Here is an 18,855-nt window from a genome sequence, read left to right as displayed (position 1 = left end):
TTATATGAGGGCGGCAGGACCTCCGGCGCATTGTGTCGACTATAAATGGGAGGAGTGTGGATCGGCCCCGGCCAGCTCAGTCATGGCGAAGTGTGGCGGGGCGTTAGAAGGGATCACTGCCTTGAACACCTCTCTCCGTCACGCCGCGCGAAAGGTGAGCATCGGCATCATCGCCCTCATTATTTTGTGCGGCGGCGTTGGCATTTGGTCTTCGTGGCAACTGAGCAATGCGTTGCGCGAACAGGCATCGGCGGCCGACCTGTTGCGCAATCACATGACCGCCGACATGATGCACGACGCTGTTCGCAGCGATGTCCTGGCTGTGTTGTTAGCGCAAGAGCCGGGCAGCGGAATCGATCGAGAGAAAGCCGCAAGCGATCTGAAAGAGCACGCAAACACCCTGAAAAAGGCGGTCGAAACCGATATTGCTTATGGTGAATCATCCGAGATCACGGCCGCGACCAGCCTGCTCGGCCAATCGACCGAAACCTATGTGGCGGCGGCGGAGGCGATCGTGACGTCGAACGCTGGCCGCGCGATGAATCTGGCTCCGTTCATGGCGCAGTTCCGCAAGCTGGAGACCGGCATGGCCACCGCCACGGATGCGATCGAAAGCCATAGCGATCAGACGGCTCAGAAAGCGGCCTGGCTCGGCGCCTTCGCCATTTGGCTGGTCGTCGCGGCGCTCGCCGCGTCGGTCGTTGCTGCATTGCTTGCCGCTCGCGCCGTCGGCACGCGGCTAGTCGCACCGCTGATCGCGCTAACCGGTGCGGTGCGAAAACTTGCCGAGGGTGATCGCAGCGTGGTCATCCCGTCAGTCGGCCGTCAGGACGAACTCGGTGCACTCGCAGGCACGATGGCAGACTTCCGCGATCAGTTGCAGGCCGCCGACCTCGCTAAAGAAGCTCAGGCGCGGATGATCGTGGACAGCCTGGGCAACGGACTGACCGCATTGGCTCAGGGCGACCTGACGGCAAGGATCGATACCGATCTGCCTTCGGTATTTGCGGAGTTGAAAAGCAACTTCAACGACGCGCTGGGGAAGCTGCGCGACCTGATCGGTGCGGTGTCGGAGAGTGCGACGACGATCCGGACGGGATCGGGGGAGATTGCGCAGGCGTCGGAGGATCTGGCGCGGCGGACGGAGAGCAATGCGGCTTCGTTGGAAGAGACGGCGGCGTCGGTCACGCAGATGGACGGCCGCCTGCGGGCGTCGGCGGGTGCGGCGGCGCGGACGGTGGAGCGCGCGGACCAGGCGATCGCGACAGTCGGCGGCGGCCGGGCGGTGGCGGACGAGGCGGTGCAGGCGATGGGCCGGGTGTCGGAAAGCGCCAAGGGCATCGACAGCGTCATCGAAGGCCTCGACAAGATCGCGTTCCAGACGCGCGTGCTGGCGATGAACGCCGCCGTGGAAGCAGGCCGGGCGGGTGATGCCGGTCGAGGCTTTGCGGTGGTCGCCGATCTGGTGTCCGCACTGGCGATGCGTGCCGAGGAGGAAGCCAAGCGGGCACGTGACCAGTTGACGGTGACGCAGACCGACATCGTGACCGCGGTCGAGGCGGTGACCAAGGTAGACGGGGCGCTCGCCAACATCTCAGGCGACGTCACCCAGGTGCACGAACTGCTGGCGACGATGGCGGCGGACAACCAGGCACAGTCGGCAGCGATCACGCAGATCTCGGCGGCGATCGGGACGATGGACCAGTCGACGCAGCAGAATGCGGCGATGGTCGAGGAGACGTCGGCGGCGGCCCGCAACCTGGCCAGCGAAGTCGGTAACCTCGCCGATAAGGCGGGGCGGTTCAAGGTCGCCCATAGCGGTGGCCGTGCGGTCGCCCCGGCACGCAAGCCGGATTATGTGACGCCCGGCGCGTACACCTCGCCGATCAAGCCGCTGCCCGCCGCCGCCATCCCGGCGATGGTGCGGGTGGATGACGACTGGAAGTCATTCTAATGAATGATAATTTGCTGCAGAATTAGGTCGCCGCCGGTCTGGTCCACCGTGCGATGGAAGGGCTAGCTGCCGAGAGGCTAAACTACGAACCGTCACGATGGATGCGGCGCTGTCTGAAAGAACGTCGTGCCACATCCAGCCTGCGAGCTAAAAACGGAATTTTGGGAGCCTTTTGGTCGTGCGACGCTGCTGGACGATTTCCCAGAGATAGAGGCTGTTTGGCAAGCGCGGCTACGGAGCCGATTGGTTCCAAGGATGCCTTACAGGCGAAAGGCCAGAGCCGACCAAACACTCCAGGCGTCGCAATGAAGCCGCAACCGTATCGACCCATGTTTCAACGGCCGAAGGACTGGCGCGGCGTCGCCAACCACGCCGCATGGTGTCCGAAGGTCTTTTTCGACATCGCCCTCGCTGCCACGACCGTCTTCTGGCTTTGATCCACCAGTCCTGACACTAGGCAAGTTTAGGGTGCCCAACCTGACGCATTTGTCCCTACTGCTTGGAACATTTCTACTAGGCATGGTGCATCAATACCTAGGATACACATCTTGGTGTCGGCAGTTTGACGTTCAGCTTTCGTGTCTTCGCAACCCATCTATTCCGATGGCGTGACATGAATTCGACGATAGGGGCGCTTCACCATGGGAAAAAGAACAATAGTACGGTCCACCCTCAGCGTCACGGCTGGTGTCGCGGTTCTGTTCGTTGCGGGTTGCGTCAATCCATCGGCCAAGATCGCGACTTCGCTGGAAGGCTATGGTTTCCAGCCCGCGCAATCGCAGTGCGTCGGTGATCGGCTTGAGGCCAATCTTTCTATCGGGCAGCTCCAGCAACTTGGCCGTGCAGCAAGAGCTTCGAAGGAAGGCGATACTACGCCCGGCCGTTTGACGACGAGCGACTTCATCCGCGTCGCGGGTCAAGTGAAGGACCCCAAAGTGCCGCTTGAGGTCGGCAAAGCCGCGGTAGCCTGCGGTATCCTGACCGACCCCGCCTCGCCGCTTTGAACCGGGGTGATGACAACGGGCCACAGTGCCTGCCCGCTCCGACGGCATAGATCAAAACAGGGACATATTCGATGGAAGATGTAGGTTACGCGGGAGACACGGTCGTGTCGAATACCCGCGATTTCGGCGCTCGCGCGCTCGATTATGCTGAGATTTGGGGGCCACGGCTGATTGCCGCGCTGGTTATCCTCGGAATCGGCTGGTTGATCGCGCGCGGCGTGAAGTGGGGGGTCGCAAAGCTGATCAACCGGACGCCGCTGGCGCGCCATGCCAACGAGCCAAACGCGAATGAACGTCATCCTTCGACCATCGGTGTGCAGGTAGGCGATGCGGCCTATTGGATCGTGCTCCTTATTGCGCTGTTCCTTGCGACACAGCCGTTGGGGCTTAGTGGCGCGAGTGGCCCGCTTGGCGATATGCTTCGGGGCTTCGGGCAGGCGGTGCCGCGGATCATCGGCGCGGGGCTCATTTTCTTCCTAGGTTATGTGCTCGCCAAGGTGGCCAAGAAAGCGGTCGAGGCCGTGATCACCGCCAGCCATATCGAAAGATTCTCTAGCCGTATGGGTGGAGCCACGCCGGCCGATCCAACGACGCTTCCGCGGACAATCGGTGGGATTGTCTTTGCGCTTATCATCATCCCCGTATCGATCGCAGCGCTCGACACGCTTAACATCGCCGCGATCTCCCAGCCTGCTACGGCCATGCTGCGCATCATTCTTGACGCCATCCCTCACGTCATTGCCGCGGGCATGATCCTCGCTCTGGCGTTCGTTATTGCAAAGTTCGCGTCGCGTCTCCTAACCGAGTTTTTGGTAACGACCGGTTTCGATCGCACACTCGGCGCCACGGGGCTGTTCGTCTCGATGACTGAGCGGCGGGATGATCTCACCGGTCAGACCCATTTTGGCGAGGCGCCCACCTTCGTGCCGTCGAAGGCAATTGGAACGGGTGCGTTCATTGCCATTCTGATCTTTGGCTTGATGGAAGCGTTTCGGCAGCTGAATTTTGCCTACGGCTCCAAGATCATGGCCGAAGTCCTTACGCTGTTCGGGCAGGTCGTATTCGGTGCGATCATCATCTTCTCGTCCGTCGTCATCGCCCGGCTCATCGCCCGCGGGATCGAGCGCAATGGCGATCAGAGCACGCGGATCGCAGCGCCGGTCGTCCGGGTTGCTATCATCATCCTCGGCACCGCCATCGGACTGCGCTTCATGGGACTGGCGGACGACATCATCAATCTGGCCTTTGGCCTACTCCTGGGAGCGATCGCGGTCGCCTTCGCGCTGGCATTCGGTCTTGGCGGGCGAGATGCCGCGGGACAAGCCGTCAAACGCCTGCTGAGCAAGGCGGGGGCGAATGATGTCGACGCCAGCGGAACAGACGATGCAACCGGGTCCAGCGGGGTCGATCGCGCGACGGAAAACGGGCGCACAGACACCGTACCACCGCGCCCTGTATTCTGACGTTCACCCATAACTTTCACACATAAGGAGCATGATTATGAACAGCGACACCATCACTGGATCGGCCACGGACTTCAGCGGCAAAATCAAGGAAACTGTCGGCGGCGCGATCGGCGATAAGAGCCTGCAGAGCGAAGGTGCAGCGGACCAGCTCGGAGGTACCGTGCAGAAGACGATCGGAGAGGCTCGCGACACCGTTGAGGAGACTATCCGTCCGCTGATCGATTATGTGCGTCAATTCACGCGTGAGCGCCCTTTCACGGCAGCCGCAGTCGCCGGTGTGCTGGGCATCGCCGTGATAAACACACTGCGAGGCAAATAGTCCACGCATCGGGGAGGGGCCGAATAGCCGCCTCTCCCCGCCACATTTCAGCGGACTTCGTAATCACCTCTTGTCGAGACCAGCCGCAATGAATGAAGATCAGCCTCCGGTGACAGCTCGCTTCACCAGCGATCGCACGCCAAGACCTCGACGAATCGCGACGGCCCGCAGGCTGGCGGCCGAGGCGATCGGAACCTTCTGGTTGGTACTCGGCGGATGTGGTGCAGCCGTATTGGCGGCAAGCCCCGGCATCCCGGGAACGATCGGGATGCCCGGCGTCGCACTCGCTTTCGGCCTGACCGTATTCACGATGGCCTTTGCGGTCGGCTTCATCTCTGGCGGTCATTTCAACCCGGCTGTCAGCTTTGGCTTGACCATCGCCGGACGATTTCCTGCACGAGATCTGCCCGGCTATGTGGCTGCCCAGCTGGTCGGCGGTATTGTCGGCAGCGCGGCGCTTGCCACTCTCGCGTCTGGTAGTCCTGGCTTTGATTTGATTGCCAGCGGCTTTGCAGCGAACGGATTCGGCGCTCACTCACCAGGCGGCTACGGCGCCACGACGGCGTTCTTGGCGGAGGCGATCCTGACCGCGGGTTTCCTGACCGTCATCCTCGGTGCGACGGATCAACGGTCGCCGGCGGCCTTCGCACCGCTGTCGATTGGCCTCGCGCTGACGCTGATTCACCTCATTTCAATCCCGATCGATAACACGTCGGTCAATCCTGCGCGCAGCACGGGTCCGGCGCTTTTCATGGGCGGCTGGGCGTTGTCGCAGCTATGGCTGTTTTGGCTCGCCCCGCTGACGGGAGCTGCCGCGGCGGGGCTCATCGGACGGTGGCTCTTCGCGCATAGCGAGGAGGATCAATCGCCTGGCCCCATAGGCGACAATCCAATCGAGCGGATGATCGACGGCGATCGTCCAGTGGCGGAGCGGGAATCGTCATGAACGACGAACCGGACTCAATCCGCGAAGATTGGGAGGCGTTTTGGGATGGCGAGCCTCGCAAATGGATGCCTCGTTACGCGCTAACGACCCTCGTGGGTGTGACGGGGGTCATCATGGTGGCGGCATGCGTTAGGTTGGCGGCAAGAGACTTATTGGTCCGCAAAAGGCGGATCATTCCCTCGGCGGCCGACATCCATGTACGATACCCTCCTCCACGATGATCCTTAACCCCTCAGGCCGGTATCTTACGCGCTAGCCGCTGCCGACCTCGACCTTTCGCACTCGCTCAGCCGGCCTCTGCGAAACGCAGTCGATCCAAAAAGGCCGGGACGGTTTGAGAGGCCGGTCACCAATTTTTAGGCGGCCGCGCCGCCGTCTATGTTGAGCGTGGCGCCGGTGATGTAGCTCGCGTCAGGCCCGGCAAGGAACGACACTGCCCCAGCTATCTCCTCGACCTTGCCGTATCGACCAAGCGGAATAAATCCGATCATTTGTTGGGCGAAGTCGCCGTCGGCAGGATTCATGTCGGTATCAATCGGGCCCGGCTGCACTGCGTTGACCAGGATATTGCGTGATGCCAGGTCTTTCGCCCAGCCACGCGCAAAAGCCGCCACCGCCGCCTTGGTTGCGCTATATACGGCGGTCGCCGGGAACGCGAGCTCGCCGGAAATGCTGCCTATCAGGATGATCCGCCCACCATCGTTGATGTGCGGTAGCGCCGCGCGCGTGCCAACATGCAGGCCCTTCACATTAACGCCAAATTGGCGATCGAAGGTTTCATCGGTGTCGTCGGCGACAGGAGAGAACTCCGCTACTCCGGCATTGTGAACCAGTATGTCGAGGAGCCCAGCGCCGCTGCGGCCTGTTCGACACCGGCGCGCTGCGATGCAGGGTTACCCGCATCCGCCTGAAACGCAAATGCTGTGCCGCCTGCGCTCTCGATCGCCGCCACAGTCGCGTCTGCGGCGGATTTATTGCCAGCGTAGGTGATCGCGACCGCCGCGCCATCGGCCGCCAGCCGCTTGGCGATTGCCGCGCCGATACCGCGCGATCCACCGGTGACGAGCACCTTCTTTCCCTGCAGTGACATGCGAGTTCTCCAAATATGTGGCCCGCGATCACGCCATCGTGTGCTGCCGGCAGCACAGCAAATAGTGCCATATTTTCACGGTTCAATAAAACCGAACTATTAAATCGTTCGTTTGGGCCTATATGTCTTCAATGCCCCGTTTCACGCATCCCAGGTTGGAGGACGTCCCACTCGATCTGGCGCTGCATGCGCTGGCCGATCCCAATCGGTTGGGCATGGTGGCGCGCCTGGCCGCGACCGAGCGCTTGAGCTGCACTGACGCGGCGCCGTGTGACTCTATCCCTAAAAGCACGTTGTCCAACCACCTTAAGCTGCTTCGGGCTGCGGGTCTGATCGAGACGATCCAAGCTGGGCGTGAAATGATAAACACGCTTCGACGCGCCGATTTCGACCGGCGTTTCCCCGGCCTCCTCGATGTGGTGCTCGCCAATCAAGCGGCCTGACGCATAAACTTCAACGCAGGCAGCATGAGCGTCTTATAGATTCCTCGCCTCGACCAGCAACTTCAAGGGTGGACGACCAGTTAGCGACCCAAGCTTGTCGCCGGCATCGAACAGCCGCTTGATAGTGCGGCCCGAGCGCCATCACCGCGAACGAAGATCCAACGTAGGTTGCGCGCATTGCATCCCGACCGTCGCGCAACGCGTTTGCCTCCGGTGTGACGCGTGAACGAAGAAGCGTCGTGAGTTTACCGGAGCTGCCCTATGTCAAAGACCCTCATCGCCGACCTGTTTGCCGAAACGCTCTATCTGGCGGGGGTTGAAAGAATTTACGGCGTCGTTGGCGACAGCTTGAACGGATTGACGGACAGCTTGCGGCGCCATGGCAAGATCCAGTGGATCCATATGCGCAACGAGGAAGCGGCCGCGTTCGCAGCAGGGGCCGAGGCGCAGCTGACCGGGCGGCTCGCGGTTTGCGCCGGATCGTGCGGCCCCGGCAATATGCATCTCATCAACGGCCTCTACGATTGCAACCGAACGCGCGTGCCGGTTCTCGCGATCGCTGCGCAGATACCGAGCGGCGAAATCGGGTCGAACTATTTTCAGGAAACGCGACCCGAAGCGCTGTTTCGCGAATGTAGTGTTTATTGCGAGACGATTTCCGATGCGGACCAGATGCCGCGGACGTTGGAAACCGCGATCCGTGCGGCGGTTGGCCGTCGTGGCGTTTCCGTCGTCGCCATGCCGGGTGACGTTGCGCTGCGGACGACGACAGGTACGCTGGCGCGATCCGCCGCTGCGTTGCTTCCGCCGCCATCGACGACGGTTCCTGCGGAATCGGATCTGGCGGCCTTGGCATCGTTATTGAATAGCGCGAAGGTCACGATCCTGGCCGGGCGAGGATGCCGGCTCGCTCATACCGAATTGATGAAGGTCGCCGAGTTGCTCCAGGCGCCGATCGTCCATGCGCTCGGCGGTAAAGAGTTCGTCGAATACGATAATCCTTATGACGTTGGAATGACGGGGCTGATCGGGATTTCAAGCGGCTACGATGCGATGATGGAGTGCGATGTGCTGCTCATGCTCGGCACCGATTTTCCTTATCGGCAATTCTACCCGGACAAGGCCAAGGTCGCGCAGATCGACCTGATCCCGGAGAACCTCGGACGGCGGACCGCGATCGATATCGGCCTAGTCGGTGATGTCGGAGTGACGCTGCGGGCGCTCATTCCGCGGCTGACAGGCGATAGCGACGGTGCATTTCTGCAATCCGCACGAAAGAACTATGTCGAAGCTCGGAAGGGTCTGGACGAACTGGCAGACGGCACGCCGGGCAGCGGCGTCATTCACCCACAGCATGTCGCGCGCGTGGTAAGCGCGCTGGCCGAAGACGACGCGGTCTTTGCCTGCGATGTCGGCACGCCGACGATCTGGGCGGCCCGCTATCTGGAGATGAACGGGCGGCGGCGGTTGATCGGATCATTCAACCATGGGTCGATGGCCAACGCGCTGCCCCAGGCGATCGGCGTGCAATGCGCCTTTCCCAAACGGCAGGTCGTGACGCTGTCGGGTGACGGCGGGTTGGCGATGTTGATGGGGGAACTGCTGACGCTACGTCAGCTAGGACTGCCGGTGAAGGTCATTGTTTTCAACAACGGCACGTTGGGTTTCGTCGAGATGGAGATGAAGGCGGCAGGGCTGGTCGAGACCGGGGTCGTCTTGGACAACCCCGACTTCGCGGCGATGGCGCGCGCAATCGGACTCCACGGCGTGCGGATTACCGATCCGGGCGAAGTGGAGGCTGGCGTGCGCGAGGTGCTCGCCCATCCGGGTCCGGCCTTGCTTGATGCTGTCACGGCGCGAACCGAATTGTCGATGCCGCCCAAGATCACGCTCGAACAGATGAAGGGTTTCACGTTGTATATGGCGAAGGCAATCATCTCCGGCCGGGGCGATGCGGTGGTCGAACTCGGCAAGACAAATGTCGGCCTGCTGAAACAGTTCTTCTAAGGGCGGCGGCAGGAGGGCCGAGGCCACTTCTCAGAGCCTCTTTGGCGCAGCCGGATTACCCTTCTCGCGCCGTGGATAACCCGGCGATCCAGGCTGTCATGGGAAAGAAGCGCAATGTCATCACTATTGGTTGTCAAATTAAAATTAAAAAGTCGATTTTGTAGTATGCTTCCCTGCTTTTAACAGTAAATCTAGAGCGCCATTTATCAACTTGCTCATCAACGCTGAAGCGGCAATCGCATCGCCTCTCAGGATGGCAGTCGCCACCCGCTTGTGATCGATGGCGCTCGCACGGTTGACGCCGGCATACTCGTTGGTCCGGCGGATGCTGAACCGCAATGTCGCCTCTGAAAGATCGGTGAATTGTCGCATGAAGCGGTTATTGCTCGCTTCGATCACGGCGCGATGAAACGCGATGTCGGCTTCCAATGGGTCGTCCTTTCCCTGTTCGGCGCTGAACATCCGGTCGGTTGCGTGGCCGATCGCGGATCGCTGTGCGCCGGTCGCGCTATCGGCCGCCAGTCCGGCCGCGCGCGGCTCAATCGCCATTCGCATCTCGGTGAACTCGATGAGCAGATCGATCGAGAATTTCCTCTCCAGGAGCCATTTGAGCACGTCGGGGTCAAGGAGGTTCCAGTTATCTTCAGGCTGAACCACGGTGCCGGCGCGCTGACGGGCGCGTAGCAGTCCTTTCGCGGTCAGCATCTTCACAGCTTCTCGCACCACTGGTCGGCTGGCGCCATATTGCTCGCAAAGCTGTGCTTCGAACGGAAATCCGGTTGTTGTGGTGAATTGCTCGGTGACGATTGCCCGGCCCAGATCGTTGGCGATCCGTCGGGTGATGTTCCCGCTTCCTTCTCTCCGCGCCGCCGATGGCTTGCCGTTGCTGTCCATCCCTGTCGCATACCGGATCGTGGTCGCAGGGTCACCGGGTAGGGGGAGAAGGCTAGCCAGTGAAGCGGCTGACGGGAAGGCCGATGCATCCGGTGTCCACCTCGAACAGCGCCCCGGCGCATGGCTCCGCCTCGCAACCCAGCGTCGAGGAGGGGACTCTGCGCATGGGCTTTGGCGTCGCTCAGGTGGTTGCCCGGACGGTCGGCCTCCGCGTTGCCGATCAGCCGCCATTCTCCCGTCTCGACATCGAGGATGTGGAGCCCGCTGCTGAAACCGGCGACGAATGAGAAGCCGTTAAACCGGGTAGCACCCAGTCGATCAATTCCTTCAGCTTGATCGACGCGATCACACCATCGACCAGATTGAGGCGGTGGCGGGGCTGCCGGCCGATGTGGTGCGTGGTCGGCCCTCGGCATAAAAAATATGATAAATTCTTGACGGTTGTCGAGCGCGATTGTTAGGATTGCGCATGATCGAGCCACTTCAGATCGGAGTATGTCGATGACCGCCGTTGGCGTGGATCGGATCGGCCGGATCGAGACATTCCTGGTTCGTCCCCGCTGGCTGTTCATCCGCGTCGAAACGGAACAGGGGGCGATCGGGTGGGGTGAGGCCACGCTGGAGGGCCATGCCGAGGCCGTGGTCGGCGCGCTAGAGGCGGTGCGTGACCGCCTGATCGGGCATGACCCCGACCGCATCGAGGATGCGTGGCAGATGCTACACCGGTTGGGGTTCTATCGCGGTGGCCCGGTCCTGCTGTCGGCCATCGCCGGGATCGATCAGGCGCTTTGGGATATCAAGGCGCGCAAGCTGGGCGTGCCGGTCTATCAGTTGCTGGGCGGGCGGGTGCGCGATCGCATCCCGGTTTATGCGTGGATCGGCGGCGATCGCCCCGCCGATGTGGCCGCTGCTGCCCGCGCGCGCATCGATCAGGGTTTCACCGCGGTGAAGATGAACGGCACCGAGGATTTCGGCTGGCTCGATAGCCCGGCCAAGGTCGACGCCGTCGCCGCGCGGCTGGCGGAGGTGCGGGCCACGGGCATCGATGTTGGCATCGATTTCCATGGTCGCGTCCACAAACCGATGGCACGCACCGTGCTGCGCGCGATCGAGCCGCTGCGTCCGCTGTTCGCCGAAGAGATTGTGCTGGGCGACAATCCCGACGTCTTCGCCGGTCTGGCCGGTTTTTCCAGCGTGCCGCTGGCGATGGGCGAGCGGTTGTACAGCCGCTGGGATTTCCGCCCGTTTTTCGAGAGCGGCGCGCTGGATATCGCCCAGCCAGATGTGGCGCATGCCGGCGGTATTTCCGAATGCCGCCGGATCGCCGCGATGGCCGAGACGTATGACTTGGCGTTCGCGCCACATTGTCCGATCGGGCCGATTGCGCTGGCGGCGTGCCTGCATCTCGCCGCGGCAACGCCCAACTTCGTCATCCAGGAAATCTCGCTCGGCATCCATTATAATGGCGCGGCTCAGGAACTGGCGACGTTGATGCGCAACCCCGACCTCTTCCATATTGACGGCGGTAGCGTCGCCGTGCCCGAAGGCGTCGGCCTGGGCGTCGATATCGACGAGGACGCGGTGCGGGCGATGGCGGTCGATCCCCACCGTTGGCGCAATCCGGTGTGGCGGGGACAGGACGGGGAGCTTCGCGAATGGTGATCGGGCGCGGCGTGATCGTGACCGGCGGGCTGGGCGATATCGGCATGGCAGTGGCCCGCGCCTTCGCGCGGCAAGGCGCGTCGCTGATGCTAGTCGATGCGCGCGAGGATGGCGGCGGTGCGGCCGAGGCACTGCTGGCCGAAGGCGCATCGCAAGTGCTGATCCGCACTGCCGACATCGCCAACACGAATGCTGTAGCAGCCGCGGCGGCCGCCGCACAGGAAGCATTCGGATCGCTCGACGTCGTCGTGAACGTTGCGGGCATCATGATCTACAAACCGCTAGCGGAACTGGAGGCAGCGGACTGGCGCCGGCTGCTGGACGTCAATCTGGTCGGCGCGGCAATGTTCATCGGCGAAGCGTTTCGCCGGATGACGCCGGGCGGCTGCATCGTCAATATCGCCTCTGTCCATGCCCGGCGCACCTCCGCGCTCGTTGCGCCCTATGCGGCCGCAAAGGCGGCGCTGGTCAGCCTGACCCGTTCCGCCGCGATCGAGGGCAAGCCGCTGGGCATACGCGTGAACGCGATCCTGCCCGGTGCCATCGAAGGTGCGTTGCTCCGTGCCAGTCCGACCATCGCGTCGGGTGCGGAAGTGGTCGACCCTGCCGATCTCGGCCAGCCAGATGACGTCGCCGCGCTGGCGGCCTTTCTCGCCTCGGATGCGGCGCGGTTCATCACCGGCGAGGACATCGTCGCCGATGGCGGCCGCATGGGGAGGCTGTAGAATGCACGTCGTCGATCTCGGGGGGACTGACGACAGGGTCGACGCACCAAGCGCGACGGGCGCGGTCTGGCTGGCGGCGGCGATATCGGCATTGGGCGGTTTGCTGTTCGGATACGACTGGGTCGTGATCGGCGGCGCCAAACCGTTTTACGAAGCCGCGTTCGCGCTGGATACGCCGTCGGCGCAGGCATGGGCGGTCAGTTGCGCGCTGATCGGATGCCTGGTTGGGGCGATGGTGTCGGGCGTGATCGCCGATCGTCACGGCCGCCGACCAGCGCTGTTGATCGCAGCGGTGATATTCGCGGTGTCGTCGATCGGTACGGCGCTGGCTAGTGGCTTTGGCATTTTCGTCGCGTGGCGCATCGCGGGTGGCGTCGCCATCGGCATGGCGTCCGGCCTGTCACCGCTCTACATCGCCGAGATCGCGCCATCGGGCAGTCGCGGCAGGCTGGTCGTCCTGAACCAGATCGCCATCGTCATCGGGCTGTTGGCGGCGCAGATCGTGAACTGGCTGATCGCGCAGCCGGTCGCGCCCGGTGCCACGGCCGCCGACATCGCGGCGTCATGGAACGGCACGCTGGGTTGGCGCTGGATGTTCGCGGCGGCAGCGGTGCCGGCGATCGCCTTCGTGCTCGGTTGCCTTCTGATCCCCGAAAGCCCCCGCTGGCTGGCACTGCGTGGCCGGTGGGACAATGCGCGAGCCGTGCTGGCCCGGCTGTACGGCGAGGAGCACGCACAAGCGGCGCTCGACGACATTCGCCGCGCGATGGACGCGGCACCGGGTCGCAGCCTGCGGGCGGTGTTGCGGGAACCCCGTTTCCGCCGCGTCCTGTTGATCGGCGTCGGCCTGGCCGTGCTGCAGCAATGGTGCGGCATCAACGTCATCTTCAATTATGCGCAGGAGATATTCGCCGGCGCCGGATACGAGGTGTCCGACACGCTGTTCAATATCGTCATCACCGGCGTCGTGAATTGCGTGTTCACGCTGGTCGCGTTGGGAACGGTGGAGCGCTGGGGGCGGCGCCGCCTGTTGCTGGTGGGCTGTGCCGGCCTTTCGGTCATCTATGCGGCCGTCGGCGCGGGGTATGTCATGGGCGTGCAGGGGTGGCCGTTGCTGCTGCTGGTCGTGGCGGCGATCGCCACCTATGCCATGACGCTGGCGCCGGTGACCTGGGTCGCCTTGGCGGAGATTTTTCCGGGCGAGGCCCGCGGCGCGAGCATGGCGATCGCAACGACGGCCCTTTGGGCGGCGTGCTTCCTGCTGACCTCTACCTTCCCGCTGCTCAACGCCCGCGCAGGGACGGGCGTGACCTTCTGGATCTATGGGGCGATCTGTGCGGTGGGGTTCGTGTTCATTCATCGGATGCTGCCGGAGACGAAGGGCAAGACGCTGGAGCAGATCGAACAGGATTGGTGACGGGGCGTTGCAGATGGCTCCGTCAGTTATCTGGGCGCAGCGCGGTCCGGCCAATGCCCGCATCTATCGTTTTTGGGTAGAGGGAAAACCTCTCAGGTGGTCGTTCCAGAGATGGGGCGCCGGCACCCATGGTCTTAAGGTCTGTTCAGACCTCAATGGCCTCCGTGGGTTATGGCATCGGGCATCAAGATGTCCCCCCGTATCGCCGATCTAAGCTATCGATTTCGGCGTGAGTTTTGAAGGATGTGCGGGCAAGAGGCGCGTTGTTGAATCTGCCACGTTACGCAGGAAGGGCAATGTGGCGCAGGGCACGTCTCTGCTTCAGTTCGCCTGCATCACCCCATCTAAAATAGCTGATTGTAGCATTGATGATATCGCTGTCGGCGTGCGACTGTGGTCTCCAGCCGATGTAAATAGACCGAGGTGTACAACATGTCGCAAGGCGCGCCGGTGCATTCGGAAACGCGGTCCCGGTCTTCGTGGACCAGGACCGCTTTTTACGAACCTTCGGCTGTCAGGCCCGGGCCAGCCGCCGTAATTGCTCAGGCGAAACCTGTGACGTCGGCCGAAAACTCTCTCCCTGCATGTAGGCCTCAAGGCTGGCGACCAGTTGCCGGCTGACCGGATCCTGTGCACCGGGATCGCCCAGCTCGAAGCCACATACGATCGCGCGACCCTTGCCGACGGCGACTTCCACCACGAGCGCCAGGGGGCGGGCTGTAAACCAGTCGTCGATGATCCGGACGATCGGTTTCACTCCGGCCGGCAGCAGATCCAGTCGCAGCGCTCCGGCACGGTGGATCAGATGCCACCATTGCCAGTTGCTGTGAGCGTCGGTCGGAAAATCGGCCAAGGCAGCGTGAGCAGGATCGCACATGATGCCCAGCGTCGTCGGCGGTTGTCCCTCGGTCCAAAGCGTGTTCCAGAAGATGCTCGAAAAGCCGAGCTGCACCGGGCGTTCGGGATAGTTCGCGACGGTCTTACTTGGGAGACCGATCAACGCATCGCCGCCCTGCACGAGGTGATCGAGCACCGATTGATCGATACGATCCGTTCGGAGGATGCGGTGACTGACTGGCGATAACGTGGTGATCGCCGGATAGACCCAAAGATCCCAATCGTTCTGTACCGACTGCTGGCCGGCTCGCAGCAGGGTAATGGTCAACCGAGCCGCGCAGGCCTTCGTAGCGGTCAGCGAGGGCGCCGCCGCAAGGCCGAGCGGGGCGTTTCCGAGCGGCATCGCCTGCTTTGCAAAGCTGCCTCGGGCCAATTCAACGCCGTCGGTCGTCTTGATGTCCCATTCCACGTCGGCTTCCATCGCCTCGGAACCGAAATGCGCGACGTCGATCGTGAACGGAAAAGGTTCGCCGGAGCACGCCACGCGCGATTTCATGCGTGCCAGTGGCACGGTCGGTGAACAGAACCGGCGATATTCAGCCCCGGTCACATAGCCCTTGTCGTCCCAGAACGGATCCAGCACGCCAACGAGCGCCGTCCCCTGGCCAGGAAAGTCCTGCAGCCCCAGAAGCTGAAATCCCCCCATTCGATGCGTCCGAAGAACGCTCTCGATCTCTTCCTTGTAGCAAAGCACCTGCAACCGGCCGGATGCATAGAGGAACTCTGCCGCCTGATCGCTTAACCCGTTCTCACGCAGTCGGTCGGCGAAGATGTCGAAGCTCTTCGCCTTCAGGTGACCAGTGTATTTCCGGCGCGCATTCAGGTCTGGATAGACGCACCATTGTCCGATCTCGTGACTGACCACTGGCACGGGATATTGCCCGATGAACCCGGTGTAATCCGTCTGCGTCTCTGGCGGCTGGCTGTTGATGCGTGAGGACAGGCCCTGGCCCCAGTCCTGGATACGGGGTTTCGGGGTCAGGTGATACTGATTTTCCTCGATCAGTGGCCAACCGGACCCGGCGGTCCACAGTCGACGTTCGTCGAGTGCTCGATAATAGCGAACATACGCGCCCAGAAACGCGTCGCGTTTCGCTTCGCCTTCGGGCGTTTTTCCGCCGCCGGGCTCATTGCCATGGGTCATCAGCACGAACGACGGATGGTTGCCGTGCGCAGCGATCACCCGATCGGTCTCAGCATACACCCATCGATCCACCGGCAGGCCGCTGCCGATCATCACCGACTGGTTCGCCCAGACCGTTTCCACCTGCATGTAAATCCCAGCCTCATCGGCGGCCTCGAACGCGGCCTCGGGCGGGCAATAGCTGTGGAAGCGCAGGTGGTTGAGCCCATACTCCTTCACCCGCTGCATGATCCGTTGCCAGCTCGGCAGGTCGGTTGGCGGATGGCCGGTCAACGGAAAGATGCTGCATTCGAGCGCGCCGCGTAGCATCGCGGGCCGTCCGTTCATCGTAAAGCCGGCGGCGGTTGACGCAAATTCACGCCACCCGAACCGGCCGTGCCATTCCTCATCGTTATCCAGTCGAACCATCACTTCGTGCAGGACGGGATCGAATTCGTCCCAGGGCCGGGACTGAGCAGTATCGGCGGGGTCGGCGTGGACCTGATGCTCGAACGTGCCCACCTCGCCGTTCCACCTCACCTTTGCCGAAGTCTTACTGTTGCCGAACAGGATATGCGCCGTCCCGACCTCGGTCGTGGCCTGCGTACGACGCAGCTGCCCACGTACCGTTAATATGCGGTCGGCAAAGGCCGGATGCAGATCGACCCGATCAATCCATACCGGTGCGGTCGCGCGTAGTTCGACCCGGCCCGCGATGCCGTTCCAGTTACCTTGTGTATGATCGGTCACGCCGTGGCCGTTATGGCCGATTTCGACGATCATGCGGTTGTCGACGCGGATTGTCAGTCGATGGGTGCCGGGTTTCAGGACACCAAGGTTGTAATGATGCGGAACATGCAGGGCGTCGCTGCGCCCCAGTGCACGCTCGCCAAGCCAGGCCCTTGTCTCCCAGTGGGGACGTTCCAAGAAAAGCTCGACGTGCTTGCCATTCCAGTCGGCGGGAATGACGATGTCGCGTTGATACCATGCCGGCCCCCGGTACCAGCTGTCTGGCTGAAGAAAGAAGGGGACCTTGACGTGACCTGGTTTCCGGTAGGCGGCATAATTGGCGGCCGTGAAGAATGAGTGATCGTGCATGTCACCGGTCCACGGGGTATCGACCGTAACCGCATTGCCGACACCGCGTTGCTCCAGGCTGCCAGGGATAGGCAGCACGTCGTCGAGCGTCTCGGCGTACCAGCGCCGCGAAAGGCCTTTGTCCGTGCGATCGAGCGCCCGTCGCCATAGGCCACCTAGGTCGTCATGCGGTCCGCTGCTTTCAGCGGCATCGACTGCGGTTTCGATCAGCCCGAGGAACGGCGCAATGGTGAGCGACTGGATCAACTGGCGACGACCGATATTCCACGGGATACCGCTCTTCATCTGCCGCTCTCCTCATGCATGGCGCAGGAAACAATTCCGCCAATTAAGTCATACATTATTGCCCTGGCTTCTTCAATATTGTGAGAAAGCAGTTCCGGCGGATCAGGGGCGAGGAGCCAGCTTGAGCGCAAGCAATTTCGGATCGAGCCCTGTCTGCGAAGCGTGGTAGCTGGATATCAGTCGATACCCCACGTGCCGAGCAAGGTGACGTTGCGCGTGACAATATCTGTTTGAATCAACCGCTCCGGAGTGTCGCGGCGGGACAACCTGCGGCTTGCGGCAGGGTGAAATGCCTACGTGCCTCTTTTGGAAGGCAGTTCGCGTTTAGATTGATCTCACTCCTGAATGAAAGGCGCTTCGATGGTGACGTGGGCGACCTTTACCCGCGGCTTCTGAGAGAGATGGACACGTCCGACATGAGAGCGCGATCAGTTGCTGATAACAGGGTAAGCCAGTCCTGAAGCACGCGGCGAGGGAAGCATGCAGATGCGATTATCGATCACTTTTGCTTTTCTTTTGTCGGCTGTCGGCGCGGCGGGCGCAGATACGCTGCACATCGCCGCACCTTATCGGGATGCGGCTGAGATGGTTCCCCGGGCGGACATGCCGCACGGCACGCTCCAGAGCTTCATTATGAATTCGGCGGAGAGTCGCAGCTATTCAGGTATCCGCCAGCTCGATAACGAAACCACCCGTCGCCGCGACGCACAGGGCAACCGGCTTGCCGCGATCGCGGACCAGCAATCCGAGCCTGCGCCTTATCGGCGTGAGGTTTTCGTCTACATTCCTGCGGGGTACCGTCCCGGTACGAAGGCGCCCCTGCTCGTCGTGCAGGATGGGCGTGACTATGCGGCACGGGTGGCCGCTGCCCTCGACAGCCTGATCGCCGCGCACCGCGTGCCGGCGATGGTGGCGGTCCTGATCCAGTCAGGTGGTGGCGATGCGCAGGGGTCGGAACGGGGCCTGGAGTACGACACCGTGTCCGGCCGCTATGCCGAGTTCGTCGAGCAGGAAGTGTTGCCGCAGGTTACGCGTCTGTACGGCGTCCGCTTCACGAGCGATCCGGAGGGTCGTGCGACGATGGGCGGCAGCTCGGGCGCCGCGGCGGCGTTCTCGATGGCGTGGTTTCATCCCGAATGGTATCGCAAGGTGCTGTCCTATTCGGGCACATTCGTGAACCAGGCTTCGCCTGTGGATCCCCAGACACCGCACGGCGCGTGGGATTATGCCAATCACCTGATCCCGGAAGCCGCGCGCAAGCCGATCCGCATCTGGATGGAGGTGGGCACGCACGACCTGCACTGGCAGGATCCCGAGGACAGCTTCCACAACTGGCCGCTCGCGAACAACCGCATGGCAGTTGCCCTGGCGTCCAAGCATTACGATCACCGGTACGTGGTGGCGGAAGGGGCAGGCCACGTCGACGCCGACGTGGTTATGCACACCCTGCCCGAGGCACTTGAATGGCTTTGGCGCGATTACCCGCGCTAAGCTGACTGTTCAGCAAAGCTGAGAAGGGAGGGCG

The 18,855-nt window shown here is 62.4% G+C and carries 14 protein-coding genes and 1 pseudogene; 12 read left to right on the top strand and 3 right to left on the bottom strand.

From position 1 onward, the window contains the following. The first annotated feature begins 274 nt into the window (after positions 1 to 274). From ASG67_RS13885 to aqpZ, 5 genes are all read left to right on the top strand, one after another. Complete coding sequence (locus tag ASG67_RS13885; RefSeq protein WP_414887643.1) at positions 275 to 1,954, top strand: methyl-accepting chemotaxis protein; 1,680 nt, start codon at positions 275 to 277, stop codon at positions 1,952 to 1,954. Positions 1,955 to 2,595: 641 nt separating this feature from the next. Then, complete coding sequence (locus tag ASG67_RS13880; RefSeq protein ID WP_056531327.1) at positions 2,596 to 2,958, top strand: hypothetical protein; 363 nt, start codon at positions 2,596 to 2,598, stop codon at positions 2,956 to 2,958. Between the two features lie 71 nt (positions 2,959 to 3,029). After that, the gene (locus ASG67_RS13875) at positions 3,030 to 4,421 is read left to right on the top strand and encodes a mechanosensitive ion channel (protein ID WP_056531325.1); all 1,392 of its coding nucleotides are present in this window, start codon (positions 3,030 to 3,032) and stop codon (positions 4,419 to 4,421) included. A 37-nt stretch (positions 4,422 to 4,458) separates the two neighbouring features. After that, positions 4,459 to 4,743, top strand: a complete 285-nt coding sequence (locus tag ASG67_RS13870) for a CsbD family protein (protein ID WP_056531323.1) — start codon at positions 4,459 to 4,461, stop codon at positions 4,741 to 4,743. An 88-nt stretch (positions 4,744 to 4,831) separates the two neighbouring features. Then, positions 4,832 to 5,689, top strand: a complete 858-nt coding sequence (aqpZ, locus tag ASG67_RS13865; RefSeq protein WP_082543532.1) for an aquaporin Z — start codon at positions 4,832 to 4,834, stop codon at positions 5,687 to 5,689. Between the two features lie 356 nt (positions 5,690 to 6,045). On the opposite strand, the pseudogene ASG67_RS13860 reads toward aqpZ, so the two are convergent. Beyond that, positions 6,046 to 6,779: pseudogene (locus ASG67_RS13860) on the bottom strand (SDR family oxidoreductase). Between the two features lie 131 nt (positions 6,780 to 6,910). Here ASG67_RS13860 and ASG67_RS13855 point away from each other — a divergent pair. Continuing rightward, the gene (locus ASG67_RS13855; RefSeq protein WP_056531321.1) at positions 6,911 to 7,222 is read left to right on the top strand and encodes an ArsR/SmtB family transcription factor; all 312 of its coding nucleotides are present in this window, start codon (positions 6,911 to 6,913) and stop codon (positions 7,220 to 7,222) included. 261 nt (positions 7,223 to 7,483) lie between these two features. After that, positions 7,484 to 9,229, top strand: coding sequence for a ubiquinone-dependent pyruvate dehydrogenase (gene poxB, locus ASG67_RS13850; RefSeq protein ID WP_056531319.1), 1,746 nt, complete (start codon positions 7,484 to 7,486; stop codon positions 9,227 to 9,229). A gap of 144 nt (positions 9,230 to 9,373) precedes the next feature. Here the strand turns inward: poxB and ASG67_RS13845 are convergent, their stop codons facing one another. Further along, a complete protein-coding gene (locus ASG67_RS13845; RefSeq protein ID WP_056531318.1) occupies positions 9,374 to 10,123 on the bottom strand; it encodes a FadR/GntR family transcriptional regulator in 750 nt (249 codons plus the stop codon). A gap of 83 nt (positions 10,124 to 10,206) precedes the next feature. Between ASG67_RS13845 and ASG67_RS13840 the strand changes: the two genes are divergently transcribed. The 4 genes from ASG67_RS13840 (at position 10,207) to ASG67_RS13825 (ending at position 13,927) form a co-directional block, all read left to right on the top strand. Continuing rightward, the gene (locus ASG67_RS13840) at positions 10,207 to 10,410 is read left to right on the top strand and encodes a hypothetical protein (protein ID WP_056531316.1); all 204 of its coding nucleotides are present in this window, start codon (positions 10,207 to 10,209) and stop codon (positions 10,408 to 10,410) included. Between the two features lie 214 nt (positions 10,411 to 10,624). Further along, on the top strand, positions 10,625 to 11,785 hold the full coding sequence (dgoD, locus tag ASG67_RS13835; protein WP_056531455.1) for a galactonate dehydratase: 1,161 nt from the start codon (positions 10,625 to 10,627) through the stop codon (positions 11,783 to 11,785). Further along, positions 11,779 to 12,510, top strand: a complete 732-nt coding sequence (locus ASG67_RS13830; protein ID WP_056531314.1) for an SDR family NAD(P)-dependent oxidoreductase — start codon at positions 11,779 to 11,781, stop codon at positions 12,508 to 12,510. Before dgoD ends, ASG67_RS13830 begins: the two co-directional genes overlap by 7 nt. A gap of 1 nt (position 12,511) precedes the next feature. After that, positions 12,512 to 13,927 (top strand): sugar porter family MFS transporter, encoded by a 1,416-nt coding sequence (locus ASG67_RS13825; protein ID WP_082543531.1) that lies wholly within the window; start codon positions 12,512 to 12,514, stop codon positions 13,925 to 13,927. Positions 13,928 to 14,441: 514 nt separating this feature from the next. On the opposite strand, the gene ASG67_RS13820 is transcribed toward ASG67_RS13825, so the two are convergent. Continuing rightward, a complete protein-coding gene (locus ASG67_RS13820) occupies positions 14,442 to 17,291 on the bottom strand; it encodes a hypothetical protein (RefSeq protein ID WP_200940800.1) in 2,850 nt (949 codons plus the stop codon). Positions 17,292 to 17,816: 525 nt separating this feature from the next. On the opposite strand from ASG67_RS13820, the gene ASG67_RS13815 reads away from it, so the two are divergent. Beyond that, positions 17,817 to 18,821, top strand: coding sequence for an alpha/beta hydrolase (locus ASG67_RS13815; RefSeq protein WP_082543551.1), 1,005 nt, complete (start codon positions 17,817 to 17,819; stop codon positions 18,819 to 18,821). Positions 18,822 to 18,855 lie beyond the last annotated feature (34 nt).

Source organism: Sphingomonas sp. Leaf339 (assembly GCF_001426195.1).
In the GTDB taxonomy this organism is placed as follows: Bacteria; Pseudomonadota; Alphaproteobacteria; order Sphingomonadales; family Sphingomonadaceae; genus Sphingomonas.
The sequence above is the reverse complement of the archived record's forward strand: the minus strand, read 5'-3'. Positions and strand labels throughout refer to the sequence as shown.